The sequence below is a fragment of the Curtobacterium sp. MCSS17_005 genome, from assembly GCF_003234225.2.
In the GTDB taxonomy this organism is placed as follows: Bacteria; Actinomycetota; Actinomycetes; order Actinomycetales; family Microbacteriaceae; genus Curtobacterium; species Curtobacterium flaccumfaciens.
Window position 1 is genome coordinate 3,083,758 of sequence record NZ_CP126258.1, and the last position, 19,058, is coordinate 3,102,815.

General features: G+C 72.4%; 18 protein-coding genes. 12 read left to right on the top strand and 6 right to left on the bottom strand.

The window, feature by feature from the left end:
- The first annotated feature begins 10 nt into the window (after positions 1-10).
- Both hrpA and DEJ20_RS14700 read left to right on the top strand, forming a co-directional pair.
- Positions 11-3,862: an ATP-dependent RNA helicase HrpA gene (hrpA, locus tag DEJ20_RS14695; RefSeq protein ID WP_111236712.1), complete on the top strand. Its 3,852-nt coding sequence runs from the start codon at positions 11-13 to the stop codon at positions 3,860-3,862.
- 19 nt (positions 3,863-3,881) lie between these two features.
- The gene (locus tag DEJ20_RS14700; protein ID WP_071246991.1) at positions 3,882-4,250 is read left to right on the top strand and encodes a VOC family protein; all 369 of its coding nucleotides are present in this window, start codon (positions 3,882-3,884) and stop codon (positions 4,248-4,250) included.
- Here DEJ20_RS14700 and DEJ20_RS14705 read toward each other — a convergent pair.
- The gene (locus DEJ20_RS14705) at positions 4,231-4,788 is read right to left on the bottom strand and encodes a YbaK/EbsC family protein (protein ID WP_111236713.1); all 558 of its coding nucleotides are present in this window, start codon (positions 4,786-4,788) and stop codon (positions 4,231-4,233) included. The genes DEJ20_RS14700 and DEJ20_RS14705 overlap by 20 nt on opposite strands.
- 41 nt (positions 4,789-4,829) lie before the next feature.
- Here DEJ20_RS14705 and DEJ20_RS14710 point away from each other — a divergent pair, with 41 nt between their 5' ends.
- From DEJ20_RS14710 to DEJ20_RS14730, 5 genes are all read left to right on the top strand, one after another.
- Positions 4,830-5,483, top strand: a complete 654-nt coding sequence (locus DEJ20_RS14710) for a CatA-like O-acetyltransferase (protein ID WP_111236714.1) — start codon at positions 4,830-4,832, stop codon at positions 5,481-5,483.
- A 39-nt stretch (positions 5,484-5,522) separates the two neighbouring features.
- Complete coding sequence (locus DEJ20_RS14715) at positions 5,523-6,545, top strand: Gfo/Idh/MocA family protein (protein ID WP_111236715.1); 1,023 nt, start codon at positions 5,523-5,525, stop codon at positions 6,543-6,545.
- Positions 6,542-7,570 (top strand): Gfo/Idh/MocA family protein, encoded by a 1,029-nt coding sequence (locus DEJ20_RS14720; protein ID WP_111236716.1) that lies wholly within the window; start codon positions 6,542-6,544, stop codon positions 7,568-7,570. Before DEJ20_RS14715 ends, DEJ20_RS14720 begins: the two co-directional genes overlap by 4 nt.
- Positions 7,571-7,597: 27 nt before the next feature.
- The gene (locus DEJ20_RS14725; protein WP_111236717.1) at positions 7,598-8,629 is read left to right on the top strand and encodes a LacI family DNA-binding transcriptional regulator; all 1,032 of its coding nucleotides are present in this window, start codon (positions 7,598-7,600) and stop codon (positions 8,627-8,629) included.
- Positions 8,630-8,795: 166 nt separating this feature from the next.
- On the top strand, positions 8,796-9,182 hold the full coding sequence (locus DEJ20_RS14730; protein ID WP_220035037.1) for a VOC family protein: 387 nt from the start codon (positions 8,796-8,798) through the stop codon (positions 9,180-9,182).
- Positions 9,183-9,295: 113 nt separating this feature from the next.
- Here DEJ20_RS14730 and DEJ20_RS14735 read toward each other — a convergent pair whose 3' ends face one another.
- Together DEJ20_RS14735 and DEJ20_RS14740 are read right to left on the bottom strand one after the other, a co-directional pair.
- The gene (locus DEJ20_RS14735) at positions 9,296-10,000 is read right to left on the bottom strand and encodes an esterase/lipase family protein (protein WP_111236718.1); all 705 of its coding nucleotides are present in this window, start codon (positions 9,998-10,000) and stop codon (positions 9,296-9,298) included.
- Between the two features lie 71 nt (positions 10,001-10,071).
- Positions 10,072-10,845 (bottom strand): alpha/beta fold hydrolase, encoded by a 774-nt coding sequence (locus DEJ20_RS14740; RefSeq protein WP_146245515.1) that lies wholly within the window; start codon positions 10,843-10,845, stop codon positions 10,072-10,074.
- An 82-nt stretch (positions 10,846-10,927) separates the two neighbouring features.
- On the opposite strand from DEJ20_RS14740, the gene DEJ20_RS14745 reads away from it, so the two are divergent.
- The 4 genes from DEJ20_RS14745 (at position 10,928) to DEJ20_RS14760 (ending at position 14,948) form a co-directional block, all read left to right on the top strand.
- Positions 10,928-11,470: a hypothetical protein gene (locus DEJ20_RS14745; RefSeq protein ID WP_111236720.1), complete on the top strand. Its 543-nt coding sequence runs from the start codon at positions 10,928-10,930 to the stop codon at positions 11,468-11,470.
- A 21-nt stretch (positions 11,471-11,491) separates the two neighbouring features.
- The gene (locus tag DEJ20_RS14750) at positions 11,492-12,040 is read left to right on the top strand and encodes a dihydrofolate reductase family protein (RefSeq protein ID WP_111236721.1); all 549 of its coding nucleotides are present in this window, start codon (positions 11,492-11,494) and stop codon (positions 12,038-12,040) included.
- Between the two features lie 102 nt (positions 12,041-12,142).
- Positions 12,143-13,441, top strand: a complete 1,299-nt coding sequence (locus tag DEJ20_RS14755) for an NAD(P)/FAD-dependent oxidoreductase (RefSeq protein ID WP_071406544.1) — start codon at positions 12,143-12,145, stop codon at positions 13,439-13,441.
- A 292-nt stretch (positions 13,442-13,733) separates the two neighbouring features.
- A complete protein-coding gene (locus DEJ20_RS14760; protein ID WP_111236722.1) occupies positions 13,734-14,948 on the top strand; it encodes an acyltransferase family protein in 1,215 nt (404 codons plus the stop codon).
- Between the two features lie 110 nt (positions 14,949-15,058).
- Here the strand turns inward: DEJ20_RS14760 and DEJ20_RS14765 are convergent, their stop codons facing one another.
- Both DEJ20_RS14765 and DEJ20_RS14770 read right to left on the bottom strand, forming a co-directional pair.
- Entirely contained in the window at positions 15,059-16,027 is a 969-nt protein-coding gene (locus DEJ20_RS14765) for a DUF2382 domain-containing protein (RefSeq protein WP_111236723.1), read from the bottom strand.
- Between the two features lie 68 nt (positions 16,028-16,095).
- The gene (locus DEJ20_RS14770; RefSeq protein WP_181431659.1) at positions 16,096-16,782 is read right to left on the bottom strand and encodes a hypothetical protein; all 687 of its coding nucleotides are present in this window, start codon (positions 16,780-16,782) and stop codon (positions 16,096-16,098) included.
- A 130-nt stretch (positions 16,783-16,912) separates the two neighbouring features.
- Here DEJ20_RS14770 and DEJ20_RS14775 point away from each other — a divergent pair, with 130 nt between their 5' ends.
- Positions 16,913-18,106: an FAD-dependent oxidoreductase gene (locus tag DEJ20_RS14775; RefSeq protein WP_111236724.1), complete on the top strand. Its 1,194-nt coding sequence runs from the start codon at positions 16,913-16,915 to the stop codon at positions 18,104-18,106.
- Between the two features lie 67 nt (positions 18,107-18,173).
- On the opposite strand, the gene DEJ20_RS14780 is transcribed toward DEJ20_RS14775, so the two are convergent.
- A complete protein-coding gene (locus DEJ20_RS14780; protein WP_111236725.1) occupies positions 18,174-19,043 on the bottom strand; it encodes a UbiA family prenyltransferase in 870 nt (289 codons plus the stop codon).
- Between the last annotated feature and the right edge of the window lie 15 nt (positions 19,044-19,058).

The following is a 19,058-nucleotide window of genomic DNA, read 5'->3' on the forward strand; positions in this document are numbered from 1 at the left end:
TGGAATGCTCATGTCTTCTCCGCTGCCCGTCATCACGTACCCGCCCGAACTGCCGGTCTCGCAGCTGCGGGACGACATCGCGGCTGCCATCCGTGACAACCAGGTGGTCATCGTCGCCGGGGCCACCGGCTCGGGCAAGACGACGCAGCTGCCGAAGATCTGCCTCGAGCTCGGTCGTGAGCACATCGGGCACACCCAGCCCCGCCGGATCGCGGCGCGGACCATCGCCGAGCGCGTGGCGGAAGAACTGGGCGGCGGGGAGCTCGGCGGGCTCGTCGGCTACCAGGTCCGGTTCACCGACAAGGTGAGCTCCGAGACCCGCGTGAAGCTGATGACCGACGGCATCCTGCTGAACGAGATCCACTTCGACCGCGACCTGAAGCGGTACGACACGATCATCATCGACGAGGCGCACGAGCGGTCCCTGACGATTGACTTCCTGCTGGGCTACCTGAAGCGGCTGCTCCCCCGTCGCCCCGACCTGAAGCTCATCATCACGAGTGCGACGATCGACCCGGAGTCGTTCTCGAAGCACTTCGACGACGCCCCCATCATCGAGGTGTCCGGCCGCACCTACCCGGTCGAGATCCGGTACCGCCCCCTCGTCGCCGAAGCCCAGGACGACGACGCCGACGACGAGTCGGACTCCCGCACCGGTGACAGCGGCAACGCAGCCGACGACCGCGACACCCTGCAGGGCATCACCGACGCCCTCGACGAGCTGGCGCAGGAGGACCCGGGCGACGTGCTCGTGTTCCTGTCCGGCGAGAACGAGATCCGCGACGCGCAGGACGCGATCGAGGGCAAGCGCTACCCGGGCACCGAGGTCCTGCCGTTGTACGGCCGCCTGTCCGCCGCCGACCAGCACCGGGTCTTCGAGCGCCGGCACACCCCGGGCATCCGCCGTCGTGTCGTCCTCGCCACCAACGTCGCCGAGACCTCTCTGACCGTGCCCGGCATCAAGTACGTGATCGACACGGGGACGGCACGCATCTCGCGGTACTCCCCGCGGGCCAAGGTGCAGCGCCTGCCGATCGAGGCGATCTCGCAGGCCAGCGCCAGTCAGCGCTCCGGTCGAGCGGGCCGCACGAGTGCCGGCATCGCGATCCGGCTCTACTCCGAAGACGACTTCGGCCGACGCCCCGAGTACACCGACCCCGAGATCCTCCGCACGAACCTCGCCGCGGTGATCCTGCAGATGATCTCGCTCGGCTTCGGGGACATCGAGTCGTTCCCGTTCCTGCAGCCGCCGGACAGCCGCGGGGTGAAGGACGGCCTCGACCTGCTCCGCGAGCTCCGCGCCGTCGACAAGGACGGCCGCATCACCAAGTCCGGGCGACAGCTGACCCGGCTGCCGATCGACCCCCGGCTCGGTCGGATGGTGCTCGAGGCCGGACGGCAGGGTGTCGGACGTGAGGTCATCGCGATCGTCAGCGCCCTGAGCATCCAGGACCCCCGCGAGCGCCCCCTCGAGAAGCGCGCGCACGCCGACCAGCTGCACGCCCGGTTCGCCGACCCGACGAGCGACTTCCTGACCCTGCTGAACCTCTGGAACCACATCGAGGACCAGCAGGAGGAACTCTCGTCGAGCGCGTTCCGCCGACTGTGCAAGGCCGAGTTCCTGAACTACCTGCGCATCCGCGAGTGGCAGGACCTGTACCGGCAGCTCTCCCGTGCCGCGAAGCAGGTCGACGTCCGAGTCGGGCAGTCCCGCTCCGACGACGGCGACGCCGTGCACCGCGCGCTGCTCTCCGGACTCCTCAGCCAGATCGGGCTGCGGGACCGCGAGAAGCGCGACTACCTCGGCTCCCGGAACACCCGGTTCGTGGTGTTCCCGGGCAGCGTGCTCGCGAAGAAGCAGCCCGACGCCGTGATGGCCGCCGAGCTCGTCGAGACGAGCCGGCTGTTCGCCCGGACCGTCGGCCGGATCGACCCAGCCTGGGTGGAGCCGCTCGCCGGTGACCTGCTCAAGCGCACCTACGGCGAACCGCACTGGGAGAAGAAGCAGGGGGCGGTCGTCGCCTACGAGCGCGTGACCCTGTTCGGCGTCCCGATCGTGCAGCGCCGCCGCGTGCAGTACTCGCGGATCGACCCGGAACACTCCCGCGAGCTCTTCATCCGGCACGCCCTGGTCGAGGGCGAGTGGGAATCGCAGCAGGCCTTCGACCGCGCCAACCGGAAGCTCCGCAAGGAACTCGAGCAGCTCGAGGAACGCACCCGCCGCCGGGACATCCTGCTCGACGACGAGAACGTCTACGAGTTCTACGACGCCCGCATCCCGACCGACGTCGCCACGACCCGCGACTTCGAGGGGTGGTGGCGCACCACCCGCCGTGAGCAGCCGGACCTGCTCACGATGCGCCGGTCGGACCTGCTGGACGAATCAGCGGCCGAAGCCGCCGAGGACGACGTCGAGTACCCGACCCAGTGGCGGAGCGGCGACCAGCGTCTCGCCATCCAGTACCGCTTCGAGCCCGGCGCACAGGACGACGGCGTCAGCGTGCAGGTCCCCCTCGCGCTCCTGCCACGGATGCGTGAAGAGGGCTTCGACTGGCAGGTGCGCGGCCTCCGCAAGGAACTCGTCACCGCGCTCATCAAGTCGCTGCCGAAGCAGATCCGCAAGAACGTCGTGCCCGCTGCGGACTGGGCCGAGAAGATCGTCGCCGAGCTGCCCGACGACGCCCCGACCGAGCCGACGGAGTCGTTCCGCGCCACCCTCGCCAAGGCGATCCAGCGCATGACCTACGTCCCGGTCTCCGAGTCCGACTTCGACCTGTCCCGCGTCCCTGCGCACCTGCTGCCGACGTGGGCCGTGGTCGACGAGCGTGGTCGCCGGGTCGAGACCGGCAAGGACCTGTCGGCCCTGCAGACCAAACTGAAGGACCGGACCCAGCAGAGCGTCGCCTCCGCCACGGCGAAGGGCGCGGGACGGACAGGAGGCGCGGCGCGCGTCGCATCCGCCGGCGCCGGTCGCCCGCTGGAACAGTCCGGACTCACCGCCTGGCCCGACCAGGACCTGCCGCAGACCCTCGACACCAAGCAGGCGGGTGGCGTCATCCGCGCGTACCCGTCCCTGGTCGAGGAAGGCACCGGTCCGAAGGCGACCGTCGGCGTGCAGCTGCTCGCCACCCCGTCCGACCGCGTCGTCCGGATGCCCGCCGGGGTCCGTCGTCTGGTGATGCACGCGGTGCCGTCGCCCGTGTCGTACATCCAGTCGCACCTGACCGCGCAGGAGAAGCTCGCCCTCGCGGCCAGCCCCTACCCGTCGACCGCCGCGCTGTTCGACGACGTCCTGGCCGCCGTGGTCGACGCCGGCATCCGTCGGACCCACCCGGACGGCCTCGTCTTCACGAAGGCCGAGTTCGAGTCGGTCCGCGATGCCGTTTCGGCCACCGTCGTCGACACGATGTTCACCGCCGTGTCCGAGGTCGCGGCCGTCCTGGCGGCGCAGCGCTCCGCCGAACGGGCACTCAAGCAGGCGAACTCGATGTCGCTGCTCGCCGCCCTCAGCGACATGCGGCAGCAGATGGAGCGCCTGGTGTTCCCCGGGTTCGTCGCCGTCGCGGGGCTCGACCGGCTGCGCCGCATCCGCGTGTACCTGCAGGGCATCGAGGCGCGCGTGCAGAAGCTGCTGCAGAACCCCGGGCGAGACGCGACCTGGATGCGCGAGGTCACCGTGGCGACCGACCGCTACACCGATGCCGGCGGTGCCTTCCCGCCCGCGGTCGGGGCGCACCCGGAGCTCGTGCACGCGCGGTGGATGCTCGAGGAGTTCCGGCTCAGCCTGTTCGCGCAGGAACTCGGGACCGCCGAGACCGTCTCGCTGCAGCGGATCACGAAGGCCCTGACCGCCGCGCGCTGATGGGTCTACCGTGTCGGCCATGATCGGCACACTCGACGTCGTCGTCCTGGACTGCCCGGACACCCGCGCCCTCGCCCGCTTCTACGCCGAGCTGCTCGGCGGGGAGATCGTCGGCTTCGACGAGGACTGGGCGGAGCTCGCCCTCCCGTTCACCGACCACCGTCCGATCCTGGCGTTCCAGCAGGTCGACGACTACCGGGCGCCGGACTGGCCGGGGCAGACGGTCCCGCAGCAGAGCCACCTCGACGTGAAGGTCGATGACCTCGATGACGGCGAGGCCGCGGTGCTCGCGATCGGTGCGACGGCGACGGGGTCGGGCACGGAGACGTTCCGCGTCTACCTCGACCCCGCAGGGCACCCGTTCTGTCTCATCCGGCCGTCGGACTGACCGGTTCGGTCGCCAGACCCTCGACCACGGTGACGTTCGGCAGCGCTGTGAGTGCGGCGCCTGGCAGGAACAGCTTCGCGGCGCGACGCCCGGCACCGATGACGACCTCGGGTGCCTCGAGGACGCGCGCGTCGATGTAGAGCGGCCACGACGACGGCAGTCCGATCGGGGTGATGCCGCCGTACTCCATGCCGGTCAGCTCGACCGCTTCGTCCATCGGGGCGAAGCTCGCCTTGCGGACGTCGAGCAGCTGCTTCACGACGCGGTTGACGTCGAGCTTGGTCGATGCGAGGACGACGCAGGCGGCGTAGCGGACCTCGTCGCCGCGCTTCCCTGCGACCACGATGCAGTTCGCGCCGCCGGCCAGCGGGTAGCCGTACGCCTCCGAGAACGCGGCGGTGTCGGCCAGGTCGGCGTCGATCGGAGCCCCCTCGATCTTCATGACGACCTCGGTCGGCAACGCGACGAGGGCTTCGGCGACGGGGATCGCGAGGAATCCGGTGGCGACCAGGGCGGGAACACGTTCGAGCGTCGGCATGGCTCCACCGTAGGGAAGCGATCCCGCACGAGGGTGGAGCCATGACCGAACTCCGGGCGATCGACGTCGACCAGTGGCCCCGCCGGGAGCACTTCGAGCACTACCGGCACCGGGTGCCGTGTGCGTACGAGGTGACCGTCGAGCTCGACGTCACCGCCTTCGTCGAGCGCGTCCGAGCAACCGGCCGTCGGACCTACGCGTCGCAGCTCTGGGCCATCGCGACCGTGGTGAACCGGCACGACGAGTTCCGGATGCAGCTGCTGGACGACGGCTCCCCCGCCGTGTGGGACCGTGTCCACCCGATGTTCACCGTGTTCCACCCGGACACCGAGACGTTCTCCGCCCTCGTCGTGCCGTACGACGACGACTTCGACACCTTCCACGACGCTGCGGTGTCGACGATGGCGGAGCACCGCGACGACACCCGGATGTTCCCGCAGGACGACCGGCCCAGCAACGTGTTCGACGTCTCGACCCTGCCGGGAGCGTCGTTCACCGGCTTCTCGTTGCAGGTGCGCGACGGCTGGGACCACCTGCTGCCGATCATCACGCTCGGCGGGTACCGGACCGCTGGTGACCGGACGCTGCTGCCGCTGGCGTTGCACGTCGACCACGCGGCTGCCGACGGCTTCCACACGACCCGGCTGCTGCGCGAGCTCGAGGAGCTCTTCGCCGCCCCTGGCTGGCTCGGCTGACCTTGCCCGTCGTCCCACCGCATCTCCTACGCTGACCCCATGACGTCGCAGTCCGAGTCCTTGGCCCGCCAACGCATCGGGCTCGTCGGCGCGGGCGGCATCTCCGTCGCCCACCTGCCCGGGCTGCTCCGCCTGGGCGACGTGGTGGTGCACGCTCGCGAGGGCGCCCACGAACTCGTCGCCGCGTTCACCGACACCGCCCGGGCCGAGGGCAGCACGATCACCGTCGCCGACAGTCTCGACGAACTCCTCGCCGTGGTCGACGTCGTCGACGTGGTGGTCCCGACGCACGCCCACGCCGAGGTCGTCCGTGCGGCGATCGCGGCCGGCAAGGACGTCGTCTCCGAGAAGCCCCTGGCCCGGACCGACGCGGACGCGGCGGACCTGGCAGCCCGCGCTGCGGACGCAGGCGTGCAGCTCTACCCGGCCCAGGTGGTGCGCTGGTTCCCCGCGTACGCGCGCCTGCACGAGGCCGCGACCACGGGCCTCCTGGGCGACCTGGCGGTGTTGCGGTTCTCGCGGTCCGGCGCCTTCCCCACCCACGTCCCCTGGTTCGGCGACCACGCGCTGTCAGGCGGGATCGTGATGGACCAGATGATCCACGACCTCGACATCGCACGCTGGGTGGCGGGCGAGGTGACCCGGGTGTCGGCGGTGAGCGTCCGCGCGGGTTCCGACGCGGAGCCGGTCGAGGCGGCGCACGTCCTGCTCACGCACGAGTCGGGCGCGATCAGCCACGTCGCCGGGCTGTGGGGGCCGCAGCACCTCGCCTTCACGACCGAGTACTCGGTGACGGGGACACTCGGCAGCCTGTCGCACTCGTCCCGGGCCGAGGAGGACACCCGGAGTGACCTGGCGGCACCGGCTTCCGTGGACGGTTTCCTGCCGACGGTCGACCCGGCGGACGACCCGTACGCGCTGGAGCTCGCCGACTTCCTCGCCGCGTTCGACGGCGGTGCACCGCCCCGGGTGACAGTGGGCGACGGCGTCGCCGCGGTGCGGATCGCGAACGCGGCGATCGCCTCGATCGAGTCCGGCCAGCCGGTGGAGGTGTCGCGGTGACGCTCCGGGTCGGGGTGCTCTCCTTCGCCCACACGCACGCCATCAGCTACCTCGGTGCCCTGGCGGCGATGCCCGACGTCGAGGTGCGCGGCACGGATCCGGACGGCACCTCGACGGGGACGGAGCTCGGCGACCTGCGCGGAGCCGAACTGGCACGCGCGCTCGGCGTCGGGTACGCGGACTCCGTCGACGAGCTGCTCGCCTGGGGTCCGGACGCGGTGATCGTCACGAGCGAGAACGCCCGGCACCGCGAGCACGTCGAGCTCGCGGTGGCAGCGGGGGCACACGTGCTCTGCGAGAAGCCGCTCGCGACCTCGTGGCAGGACGGCCTCGCCATCCGCGATGCGGTGGACCGCGCCGGGGTGCTGCTCATGATGGCGTTCCCGGTGCGCTTCGCCTCGGCGTTCGACCGGCTGCGCGCGACGCGGGACTCGGGCGCACTCGGCAGGGTGTTCTCGGTGCGGGGCGCGAACAACGGCATGCTGCCGCTCGCCCGGGACTGGTTCACCGACGTCCGGTCGAGCGGAGGCGGCGCCCTCGTCGACCACGTCGTGCACGTCGCCGACCTGATCGACGGGCTGACCGGAGCGGCGCCGGTGTCCGTCACCGCCGTCGCCAACCGGGTGCTGCACGCGGACCGCGCGAACGCCGAGACCGCGGGCCTGGTGACCATCACGTACGACGACGGCACGATCGCGGCGATCGACTGCTCGTGGAGCCGACCGGACACATCGCCGGCGTGGGGCGGGCTGACGCTCGACGTCGCCGGGACCGGTGGCACGGTGTCGGTGGACTTCTTCGGAGCGGCTGCTCGCGGGCTCGACGCGGTCGGGGGCCGTCCGATCGAGCTCCGGTACGGACCCGACCACGACCTGCCGATGCTCCGGACGTTCCTGGCGGCGGCGCGGTCCGGGGAGCAGCCGCAGCCGGACGTCGGAGTCGGACTCCGGACGCTGTCGATCGTGCTGGCGGCGCAGGAGTCGGTGCGGACGGGCAGGACGGTCCCGGTTCAGGTCACGGACTGAGCACCGCCCCGCGCTACGCTCGTCCCGATGCGCGCAACCGTGCGGGACGTGGCCGCCCTCGCCGGGGTGTCCCCGAAGACCGTCTCCAACGTCGTCAACGGCGGCGTGGTCGTGCGCCCGGAGACCCGCGAACGCGTCGAGCGGGCGGTCGCCGAGCTCGACTACGTGCCGAACCTGTCCGCCCGCGGGCTCCGGAACGGCCGCTCCGGAGCCATCGCGTTGACGCTGCCGGAGATGGGCAGCGCCTACTCCGCCGAGCTCGCGCAGTCCTTCGTGGAACTCGCCCGCGAACGCGGCTGGGTCGTGCAGCTCGAGCAGACCGGCAACGACCCGGCCCGCGAACGCGAACTGGTCTCCCGTGCCCGGGCGCACCTGGTGGACGGGCTGATCCTCAACCCGGTGTCGCTCAGCGCGAGCGTCCTGGCTTCGACCGAGGGGCTGCCACCCACGGTCGTCATCGGCGAGGTCGAGCCCGAACACGTCGATCAGGTGCACGTCGACAGCCGTGCGGCGGCCGAGCAGGTCACCGAACACCTCATCGCCCGTGGGCACCGGCGCATCGCGATCGTCGGGGCGTCGCCCGATGGTGCCGCGACGGCGACCAGCGAGCTCCGCGAACGCGGCTACACCGCCGCGCTCGCCGCCGCCGGGATCACGCCCGACCCGTCGCTCCGAGTCCCGCTGCCGTCGTGGACCACGAGTTCCGCGGCGACGACCTTCGCGGCCTGGCTCGACGAGCACCCCCTGCCCGACGCCGTCTTCGCCTTCACCGACTCGATCGCGTTCGGGGTGCTGCACGTACTGGCCGCCCGCGGCGTCCGGGTGCCCGAGCAGGTCAGTGTCATCGGGTTCGACGACGTCGACGCGGCCGCGTACGCGATCCCGTCGCTCAGCACGGTGTCGTTCGACCGTCGGGCCTTCGCGACGGCGGCACTCGACCTGCTGACCCGGCGGATCGCGGACCGCAGTGCCGCGCCGGAGACCGTCGTCGTGCCGCACCGGATCGTCGAGCGCGCGAGCGTCGCTGCCCGCGCGCGCCGACGCAGACGCCCGCGCTGAAGCCGACGCCGCCGCCGTTTAGCGTTGACCGACACCTCACGCGGCCGCGCACGCGTGGGGTGTCGCTCAGCGCGAAAGACCGCCGGAGCGAACGCCGCCGCCGGAGCAGCCCTCCCCGCCGCAGCGCTCGCCGCCGCCTGACCGTCCGGCGCGTACGCTGCGCCGCATGACCAGCGAAGACGCCTCGATGCCGACACTCGCCGCGACCGTCCTGCAGTCCCCCGAGCCGGTCGCCCTCGGCCGGTTCTACGGCGCCCTGACCGGGTGGACCGTCCACGAGGACGGGCCCACCTGGGTCCGCGTGCGCCCCGACGAGGGTCCCGGCCTGTCCGTGCAGTACGAACCGGCCTACGTCGCCCCGACCTGGCCCGGCACCGAGGACGCCCCGGGCATGCAGCTGCACCTCGACTTCCAGGTGGAGGACCTGCCTGCTGCGGTCGCGCGCGCGGAGCAGCTCGGTGCCCGTCAGGCCGCGTTCCAGCCGCAGGACGACGTCCGGGTACTGCTCGACCCGGACGGCCACCCGTTCTGCCTGTTCCTGCCCGGGGCGTGACGAGCTGCCGCTGCCGCTGCCGCTGCCGCTGCCGCTGCCGCTGCGGCTGCGGCTGCCGCTGCAGTTTCGCGCTGACCGACACGTCACGCCGTCGCGCTCCCACGAAGTGTCGCTCAGCGCGAAAGACCGCCGGAGCCGGAACCGGAGCCCGAGCCGCCCCCAGCCGGGTCCGCCGCCGCCAGTACCGCCGACCGCGTCCGCGCATCGCCGAGGATCCGGAAGTGCCCACCCACCGGCAGCCGCACGTTCGTCGCCCCCTGGAGCTCACTGCCCTCGGGGATGAGCGTGTCGAACACTCCGTACACCGAGGTGATCCGCGCGTTCGCGTCGAGTTCCCGCGCGAGCCCCGCCAGCACCGGGTCGGCCGCCCGGAACGCCCGCAGGTGCGGCACCGGCGCGAGCCGCGCGTAGACCGAGCCCGCGAAGGGCGTCGACACCGCGACCATCCGGTCGATCCGCTCGTGCTGGTCGAGCTGCGTCATCGCGTACTTGCCGATCAGTCCGCCCTTGCTGTGTGCGAGCACGAGCACGTTCCGCAGGTCCTGTTCCTCCAGGGTCGCGATCACCTCGCGCGCCGAGTCGGGCACGGGCCGCAGGTTGTGCCGCAGGACGGGCAGCACGTGCACCGGATGCCCCCGGTCGTGGAGCGCGTCCATCAGCGGCCGCATGAAGTGCCAGGTCTCGTAGACGCCGGGGACCACGACGACGGGCTGCCCGGTGCCGGTCCGGTAGTCGTCCGCGGTGGTCGGGCCGAGGCTCCGGACCTGCCACCTCGCGGCGTACCCCCAGTCGAGTGCGGCCCACCACGCGCGTCGCACCAGCGGGACACGGCCTGGAGGCGCGGATCGCGCCGTCCGCGCCGTCTCCGTCCCCGACGTCGCCGGCCGGGTCATCGCAGCCCCTCCAGGCGCTCGGCGCTGCGGAACGTCTCGAGGAGGCGTGCGAAGGCGTCCGGCTGCCGTTCCTGCACGTGGTGCGGGCCGGCCAGTTCCACGAAGGTGCCGTTCGGCGCAGCGGCCGCGACCCGCGCCGACCAGTCGTGCCGCGCGATCGGGTCCTGGGTGCCTCGGACGACGAGGACCGGCTGCGTCACCCCGGTGATCGTCTGCTCGGTCGGGTAGCGGAGCATCGGCCCGAGCTCACGCGTGTACTGCCGCATGCTCCGCAGGTAATCGGTGACCAGGACGCCGTTCATCCGGACCCCCTCGACGAACCCGTCGCGGCCCAGGTCGAGTGCCTGCAGCGGGAGCGATCGCCGCTCGGAGTCGATCACCGGACCGACGAGCACGATCGCCGGGACGGTCTCCGGGTGACGCCGAGCGGACTCGACCACGACCTGGGCACCCATCGACTGCCCGACGAGCACCAGGTCGCCGTCGACCAGGTGACGGACGGCCCGCACGACGACGTCGCCGAGCTCCTCGATCGACAGCCGCCGACCGGCGGCGGGCAGCCAGCCGAACCCCGGCAGGTCGACGCTGATCGTGCGGTGCTCGGCGGCGACGGCGCGCTGCGACCGGGCGAAGGACCGGTGGGACATCCCGATGCCGTGGACGAACACGACGGTGGAGTCGGTGTCGTCGCGGACCGGTTGCCGCGACGCCATCGCGTGCAGGCGCACGGGCAACCCGTCGATCCGGACGGTCTCCACAGCAGCGCGCACGAGCTGAGGCTACGCGGCGGTTCGCAGCACCGGGTCAGCCTCGTCATCGGCTGCACACAGCCGGGCCGTGTGCACTCCTGGCATGAGCGACACCACTCCCACCAACGGCCACGAACCGGACGGCTCCGACCCGGCGAACCGGGCGACGACTCCGACCGGCTGGGGCGCCGCCCCGACCCCGACGTCGACCTCCACGCTCGACGCCCCCGCGCCGCAACAGCAGCAGCAGCAGCAGCAGCCGTACCGCGCGGACGCCGGCGCCACGACCCCGGGCGCCTGGGACTCCACCGCCCCGAACGGCACCACCCCCTGGTACGGAGCCGCAGCCGGCGCCGTGAGCCCGACCAACCGCCGCAGCGCAGGCCCGAAGCCCCCGTGGTTCTGGCCGCTCCTCGCCGCGATCGTCGGGCTCGCCGCACTGCTCGTCGGCGGAGGCGTCGGCTTCGCCATCGGCCACGCGATCGGTGCGGACCGGACGCAGTCGACCACGCAGGTGCCCGGCACGAACGGGTTCCCGGGCAACGGCACCGGGCAGGCCCCCGGGTACGGCTCCGGCAGCAGCGACGGGAGCACCAGCGACGGCACGAGCGACGGCAGCAGCAGCACCGACGGCACCGGCAGCTGACCAGCGGGTACGATCCGTCCCATGCGGAAGACCACTGCCGGTCTGTTCACGTCGGTCGACGGCGTCGTGCAGGACCCCTACGAGTTCCAGTACGACAGCTTCGACGACGAGCTCGGTGCGGCGATGGGCGCCTGGATGGCCCGGACCGACACCGTGCTGCTCGGCCGGAACAGCTACCTGGAGTGGTCCGAGTGGTGGCCCGCCCACGCCGACGACCCCTTCGGGCAGTGGATCAACCCGATCGAGAAGCACGTGGCCTCCACCACGCTCGGCGACGACCTGACCTGGCAGAACAGCACGCGGATCCCGGGCGACGTCCCCGCGTTCGTCCGCGAACTGCAGCAGCGCGAAGGGGCAGACATCGCCGTGTGCGGCAGTGTCACGCTCGTCCGCAGCCTGCTGTTCGCCGGGGTCCTCGACGAACTGCAGCTCATGATCCACCCGGCGATCGCCGGCCGTGGCCGGCGACTGTTCGAACCGACCGACCCGCCCACGCGGCTGCGTCTGGTCGACAGCACCGTGACGAGCAAGGGGAACGTGCTGAACACCTACGGGCGGTTCGACGCCTGACGGACGCACCACGGGCCTCCCGGCCCCACCCGTCATGCGCCCCGGCAAACCGCGCGTACCCTCGATGGTGACCATCCGCACCCGAGGAACACCGGAGCAAGCATGACCCAGGACACCCGCCCGCACGTCGTCATCGTCGGCGGTGGATTCGCCGGTGTGGCCGCCATGCGCGAGCTCGCCGACGCGCCGGTCCGGGTGACCCTGGTCGACCGCCACGTCTACAACATGTTCCAGCCCCTGATGTACCAGGTGGCGACGGGCGGCCTGAACGCCGGCGACGTGACGTACTTCCTGCGCTCGCTCCGGGCCCGCCAGTCGAACGCCGAGTTCCGTCACGGCCTGCTGACCGGCATCCGTACCGACGAGCGCATCGCCGAGATGTCCGACGGCGAGCACCTGCACTACGACTACCTGATCCTCGCCAACGGCGTGAACACGAGCTACTTCGGCACGCCCGGTGCGTACGAGTACGCGTACTCGATGTACTCCCGCTCGCAGGCACTCCGCATCCGCGACGAGCTGTTCACCCGGCTGGAAGAAGCGGCGGCCAACCAGGGCCCCGACGAGATCCGCATCGTGATCGTCGGTGGCGGTGCGACCGGCGTCGAGATGGCCGGCGCGCTCGCCGAGCTCCGCGACCAGGCGCTCGTCGGTGCGTACCCGGAGATCGAACGCGGCAACATCTCGATCACCCTCGTGCACCGCAGCGGCGAGCTGCTCAAGCCGTTCGCCCCGCGTCTGCGCCGCTACGCCGCCAAGGTGCTGCGCAAGCGCGGTGTCGTGCTGCGGCTGAACACCGGCGTCTCCGAGGTCAAGCGCGACGGCGTGATGACCGCGGACGGCGAGTTCATCCCCGCGTCGCAGGTGATCTGGGCGACCGGTGTCGCCGCCCACAAGGAGGTCTCCGGCTGGGGCCTGCCGCAGACCCACGGTGGCCGCATCCAGGTGAACGACGACCTGAGCGTGAAGGGCGCCGAGCGGATCTTCTCCGCCGGCGACATCGCGGCGCAGGACGACGCCCTCGCCCAGCTCGCCCAGCCCGCGCTGCAGGGCGGACGGCACTCGGCTCGTCAGATAGTGCGCCTGCTCGAGGGCAAGGCCACCGAGCGCTTCAAGTACTTCGACAAGGGCACGATGGCGACGATCGGCACGAACGCCGCGGTCGCCCAGCTGCGCGGCGGGATCACGATGGTCGGCCCGGTCGCCTGGCTCGCCTGGGTGTTCGTGCACATCACGAGCCTGCTCGGCGCCGGCAACCGGATGTCGACCCTGACGCACTTCTTCGTCCGCTACGTGTGGTTCATGCGGAAGCGCTCGATCCCGATCGTCGGCGACGTGCGCCCGGTGCGCCCGAACGGCGACCGCGAGCCGGACCCCTGGCAGCTGCAGAAGGCCGAGTAGCCGCCGGGGTCGCTCGCACGCTCGCTTGGTGAGCAGGAACGGTCGGGTCCGCACGTCGGACCCGACCGTTCCTGCACACGAAGGGCGTGCGGTGGACGCGGGACGCGACGGCCTGGAGGCGCGGTGCGGGCCGGCCACGAGCCTCCCGGCCGGCGCGTCGTGCGCGGGGCTGGCGCCGACGCGTGGCCCGGACCGTGGGACCGGCCTGGTGCACCCCGCTCGTTGAGACTCCTCTTACCCGCGAAGAGGACCCTGGTCGGCGACAGGGAACCGAGCAGCGCGGGGAGGGACCATGGCGACGACCACGCTGACCCAGGCGCGGAGGCAGGCGCAGCCACAGCACCGCGCGGCCACCCCGGCGCACTCCGAGGCCGGGTCGCCGCAGGCTCCGCCGCCCCCGCTGACACACCGCGCACCCGCGCTCGACGGACTCCGGACCCTCGCCATCCTGGTCGTCGTCCTGTACCACCTGCACGTGCCGCAGTTCGAGGGCGGCTTCATCGGCGTGACGGTGTTCTTCGTGCTGTCCGGCTTCCTCATCACGACGCTGCTGCTCGGCGAACGGCGTCGCACCGGGCGGGTGCGCCTCGGCTCGTTCTGGGTAAAGCGGTTGCTCCGCCTGTACCCGGCGCTGCTCGCGTTCGTCGTCGTCGGGCTCCTGCTCTGGAACTGGGTCGGTGACTACAAGGGCGCTTCACTGCAGTCCGGCGAAGCGGCGATCATCGCCCTGACCTACACGGGCAACCTGTTCCGCGTTTTCTGGGACACCTCGCAGGGCGTCTTCGCGCACACGTGGAGCCTGTCGATGGAGGAGCAGTTCTACCTGGTCTGGCCGCCGGTCCTGGTCCTGCTCGCCGCGCTCCGGGTCCGCCGTCGTTGGCTCCTGACGGGCCTCGGGATCCTGGTCGTCGGGGCGTCGGCGGCGTCGTGGGCGAGCTACCGCAGCCCGAGCGGCGGTGCCACGCCCGACGTCTACTTCTCGCCCGTGCTGGGGGTCGTGCCGCTCGCGATCGGCTGCGCACTGGCCCTGCTGCTCGACGACGAACGGGTGCGCGTGCGGGCCGCCGGGGTCCTCGGGCACGTGGCGACCTGGCTCGGTCTCGTGCTGCTGGTCGGGGTGCTGCTCTGGATCGACGACGACTGGACGCAGCACGCGTCGACGTTCGGCATCGTGCTGCCGCTGACCGGGCTGATCGCAGCGGTGGCGATCGGCGGGCTGGTCTCGGTCCGCTCCCCGGTGTCGGCCGCCCTGGCCTGGACGCCGGTGTCGTGGTTCGGCCGCCGGGTGTCGTACTCGGCGTACCTCTGGCACCCGCTGGTGATCGCGCTGCTCGGCACCTTCGCGATCGGCCCGTGGGGCACGGTCGGCCTGGTCGGCACGGTGGTGATCGTGTCGATCGGCGCCGCGTTCGCCGTCGAGGTCCCCGTCGAACGGTTCCGCGCTCGCGTCCGAGCGGGTCGCGTGCGGGCTGCGCGCGGCGCACCCGCCCGCGGCGCGACCGGCTGAGGTCGGCTGCAGCGGGCGGTGGACCCGACCCTCGACGGACGGGAGGCGCGGTGCCGGCTGGCACCGCGCCTCCCGTCCGATCGTCTCCGCGCGATCAGTCCCCGAACGCGTCAGCGACGCGTCGCGCCGTCCTGGTCGAGGTCGATCTCCTCGTGCGCGACGTCCTCCGACACCTGCTGCTGCTCGGTGACGGTCTCCTTGCCGACCCGGACCCGCTCGACCGGCACGGTCTCCTTGTCGACGACCACGCGCTCCTCGTTCAGGGTGACCTCGTGCTCCTCGTCGGAAAGTGCCGGGCCGTCCAGGGCTGCACCGGCGTTCGCGTCGGTGACGGGCTCGGTCTCGATGCGGAGCTCCTCGTGCTGCACCGGGACCGTGACGTTCTGCTGCTCGGTGACGACGTGCTTGCGCAGGCGTGCTCGGCCGGTGGTGACCCGTTCGGTCCCGACCTGCAGGCGTTCCTCGGAGCGGGTCATGGCGTCGTCCGTGTCCGGGCCCGACGTGTCGTGCCCGGCGGGCGCGGTCGATGCGGAACCGGCGGCGAGGTCGGGGTCGGTGCCGGTCGCGCCGGTCGTGCCGGCGGTGCCGGTCGCGCCGGTCGCGCCGGTCGCGCCAGCGGTGCCGGTCGTACTGGCAGTCCCGCTCGTGTCCTGGCCCGCTGCGCCCGCGACCAGGTCCGGGTCCGTGCCGTTGGCACCGCCGGCGCCGGTCCCGGTCGACCCCGCGCTGCCGGTGCTGCCGGTGCTGCCGGTCGACCCGGTCGGTCCGCCGCCGATCCCGTAGTGCTCGAAGATGCGGTCCTGCTCCTCGTCACTGAGTTCGGCATCGGCCTCGACGCGCGGTGCGTCCTTGATCCGGCCCTTGTCGTGGGCGACCCGGAGTTCGTCGCCGGTCAGCTCCGCACCCTCGAGCGGCACGAAGGACTCCGACGAGCCGAAGAGCCCGGTGCTGACGCTGGCGAAGAGCGGGTGTCCGTCCTGCTGGTCGACGTAGACCTGCTTGACGGTGCCGACCTTCTCGCCGTCCGGGTCGACGACCTTCGCACCGAAGACGCTGTTCATGTTGGTGGTGTCGATCATGGTGTTGCCTCTCTCTCCTGTGGTGCGGTGCGGGGCGGCCCTGCCCCGCACCGATGCGGCGATGGTGGTCAGCGACCGAGGCCGACGCGGTCGACCTTGCGGTGGTAGCGCATGCCCGAGATGCCGCCCAGGACGGCACCGACCAGGCTGATGACGGCGACGACGATCGCCGTGACGATCCCGGTGACGGTGAGCGTGCCCTCGTCGACCGGGATCCGCGGGAAGCTGTCCACGTTGCCGAGCACGTTGAACTGCGACCCCGCGACGGCCGTGACGATCGCGACGACCACGGCGATGACGACGGCCCAGATCCACACGGCGATGCCCTGCTTGGCTCCGGCGAAGCGTGCCATCCGGCCGGCGACGTAGCCGCCGCAGAAGTACGCGACGAACAGGACCACGGCGAGCGCGATCGCGCCGACGATCCCGATGACGTCGCCGTTCGTGGTCACGTCCTTCGCGGCGGCGTCGACGTCACCGCTGTTCTGGCCGAGTCCGACCCCGGCCCCGACGGCGCTGAGGATCGCCGTCAGGATGACCGCGGTGCCGGTCGCGGTGAGCCAGCCGAAGAAGGCCGACCCCCACTTGAACCCGGCGAACTCCTGTTGCTCGCGCTCGAGGACGCTCTCCCGCTGCGTCGCTCCGCGTTCGGCGGGCACCGCTCGGCCCGGTCGGGCGGCGTCGTGCCCGGCGTCCCCGCCGGTGTCGGTGGTGCGCGCGTCGGCGGGTCGTCCCCGGTCGTCCGGTGTGCTCATGGTGAACCTCCACAGGTGCTGGTCGTCCCCTCGGCGTGAGGCAACTCCGGGGCACGTGAGAGTGCGGACAGACGGGGCGTCCGCCTGCGCTCTCCGCACATCCCCGCCCGTGGCTCCGTAGGCTCGCCCCGTGCACACGGATCGGACGGACGTCCTCGTCGTCGGCGGCGGCCCCGTCGGACTGTTCCTGGCGGCACTCCTGGCGGCGCAGGGCGTCGACGCTCGGGTGTGGGAACGACGGGCCGAGCCGCCGACCGGTTCGCGGGCCATCGGCATCCACCCGCCGTCCCTCGACGCGTTCGCCGCGATCGGCCTGGACACCGCGGTGCTCGCCGAGGCGTCGCTGGTGCACGCCGGAGTGGCCCGCAGCCGTGGCCGGACCCTCGGCACCCTGCGCTTCGACCGCGCGTCGCCGACCCACCCGTACGTGGCCACCCTCGACCAGCACCGCACCGAGTCCCTGCTCCGGGACCGGCTCCGGGCCAGCGCACCGAGCGCCCTGCGGACCGGGACCACCCTGACCGCACTGTCCCGGCAGGCCGACCACGTCGACGCCACCGGGACCGGACCGGACGGCGACACCGTGACGATCCGTGCGGCCTTCGTCGTCGGTGCCGACGGTGCACGGAGCGCCGTCCGCGACCTGCTCGGCATCGGCACGACCGGGCGCGAGTACCCGGACCGCTACGTGATGGGCGACTTCGCCGACCCCGAGGCCCCGTCGGCCCGGTCCGCCGCGCTGGTCGACGTCGGCCCGGACGGCGTCGTCGAGTCCTTCCCGCTGCCGGGCACGCGGCGCCGGTACGTCGCCCTGGTGCCGGACGACGACGCGTTCGCCTCGGCCGAGGGCAGCTGGACGGGCACGCCGGACCCCGCGGTCGTCACACGCCTGGCCGCGCTCGTCGCCGAGCGGACCGGTGTCGTCCCCGACCCTGCGAGCTGCTCGATGACCAGCGGCTTCCGGGTGCGCCGCCGCACCGCCGAGCGCGTGGGCGTCGGCCGGGCCGTGCTCGTCGGGGATGCCGCCCACGAGATCAGCCCGATCGGCGGGCAGGGCATGAACCTCGGGTGGCTCGACGCTGCCGAGCTGGCGCCCCTGCTGGCGGCCGCGGTCCGCACCGGCGTCGCCGGTCCGTGGCCGGGCTACGCCGCCCGCCGCCAGGCAGCCGCCCGCCGCGCGGCACGGCAGGCCGAGGTGAACATGGCCCTGGGCCGTCCGCTCGGCCCCGTCACGGCGACCGGCCGGGAGGCGCTGCTCCGGACCGCCCTGTCCCTGCCGACCGCGCACGGCCTGGCCCGGCTCTACGCGATGCGCTGGGCCTGACGGCTCGCGTCCGGCGTGCAGAAGCGCAGACGCGTGTCTGCGCAGAGGCGCAGCGTGTTCCGCGTCGTCAGGCGACGAGTCGCGCGCCCGCGAAACCGAGCTCGACGACGAGCACGAGGGACGACGCGATGACCAGCCGGAACAGGGTGCGTGATGCCCGCCCCGCGAGCACCAACCGGACGCCGACGACGGCGAGCACGGCCACCACGACGGCACCGAGGACCGCGAGCACGACGCCGAGACCCCGGACGGGGTCGTCGCCGAGCACCTGTCCGCCGAGCACCAGGGCGGCCGCGACGACGAGCGAGGCGAACGCGACGATCCCCGCGCCGCGGAGCCCGAGCCGGTGCGGGAAGCCCCGCACCCCGGTGGCGGCGTCGTCGACCAGGTCGGGCAGCACGTTGGTGCAGTGGATCGCGATCCCGAAGACGGCACCCGTGGCGATCGCCCACCACGCCGGCCACTGTCCCTCGGGCCCGGCCGCGACGGACACGACGGGCAGCAGCCCGAAGGCGACCACGAACGGCGCCACCGACCACACCGAACGCTTCAACCCGGCGTCGTAGGCCCACCCGGCGGCGACCAGCACGAGGTGCGCGACCGCGGCGACCGGCCCGAGGAAGATCGAGAGCACCACGGCGATCCCGGCGGTGGCGTACGCGGCGGAGCGGACGGTGCCGACGGCGATGAGGCCGCGGGCCACGGGCTTGTCGCTCCGCCCGACGGCCCGGTCGCGGTCCGCGTCGATCCAGTCGTTCGCCAGCCCGATGGACAGCTGCCCGGCGACGACCGTCAGCGCCACCAGCACCACGAGCCACACGGGGTGCCCCACGGCGGCGGCGATCACCGCGGCGAGGACGGTCACGGTGACCGTGGGCCCCGGGTGCGACGACGCGAAGAGCAGTCGTGCGGTCGACGGGGTACGGCTGGCGGTCACCCGGTCAGCGTACGG

What these genes read in the sequence shown, in the direction of transcription:
- DEJ20_RS14750 (WP_111236721.1), top strand. Translation starts at nt 11,492, where the DNA reads ATGCGGAAGACCACTGCCGGTCTGTTCACGTCGGTCGACGGCGTCGTG.
- DEJ20_RS14725 (WP_111236717.1), top strand. Translation starts at nt 7,598, where the DNA reads ATGCGCGCAACCGTGCGGGACGTGGCCGCCCTCGCCGGGGTGTCCCCG.
- DEJ20_RS14710 (WP_111236714.1), top strand. Translation starts at nt 4,830, where the DNA reads ATGACCGAACTCCGGGCGATCGACGTCGACCAGTGGCCCCGCCGGGAG.
- DEJ20_RS14765 (WP_111236723.1), bottom strand. Translation starts at nt 16,027, where the DNA reads ATGATCGACACCACCAACATGAACAGCGTCTTCGGTGCGAAGGTCGTC.
- DEJ20_RS14760 (WP_111236722.1), top strand. Translation starts at nt 13,734, where the DNA reads ATGGCGACGACCACGCTGACCCAGGCGCGGAGGCAGGCGCAGCCACAG.
- hrpA (WP_111236712.1), top strand. Translation starts at nt 11, where the DNA reads ATGTCTTCTCCGCTGCCCGTCATCACGTACCCGCCCGAACTGCCGGTC.
- DEJ20_RS14770 (WP_181431659.1), bottom strand. Translation starts at nt 16,782, where the DNA reads ATGAGCACACCGGACGACCGGGGACGACCCGCCGACGCGCGCACCACC.
- DEJ20_RS14730 (WP_220035037.1), top strand. Translation starts at nt 8,796, where the DNA reads ATGACCAGCGAAGACGCCTCGATGCCGACACTCGCCGCGACCGTCCTG.
- DEJ20_RS14755 (WP_071406544.1), top strand. Translation starts at nt 12,143, where the DNA reads ATGACCCAGGACACCCGCCCGCACGTCGTCATCGTCGGCGGTGGATTC.
- DEJ20_RS14745 (WP_111236720.1), top strand. Translation starts at nt 10,928, where the DNA reads ATGAGCGACACCACTCCCACCAACGGCCACGAACCGGACGGCTCCGAC.
- DEJ20_RS14715 (WP_111236715.1), top strand. Translation starts at nt 5,523, where the DNA reads ATGACGTCGCAGTCCGAGTCCTTGGCCCGCCAACGCATCGGGCTCGTC.
- DEJ20_RS14700 (WP_071246991.1), top strand. Translation starts at nt 3,882, where the DNA reads ATGATCGGCACACTCGACGTCGTCGTCCTGGACTGCCCGGACACCCGC.
- DEJ20_RS14705 (WP_111236713.1), bottom strand. Translation starts at nt 4,788, where the DNA reads ATGCCGACGCTCGAACGTGTTCCCGCCCTGGTCGCCACCGGATTCCTC.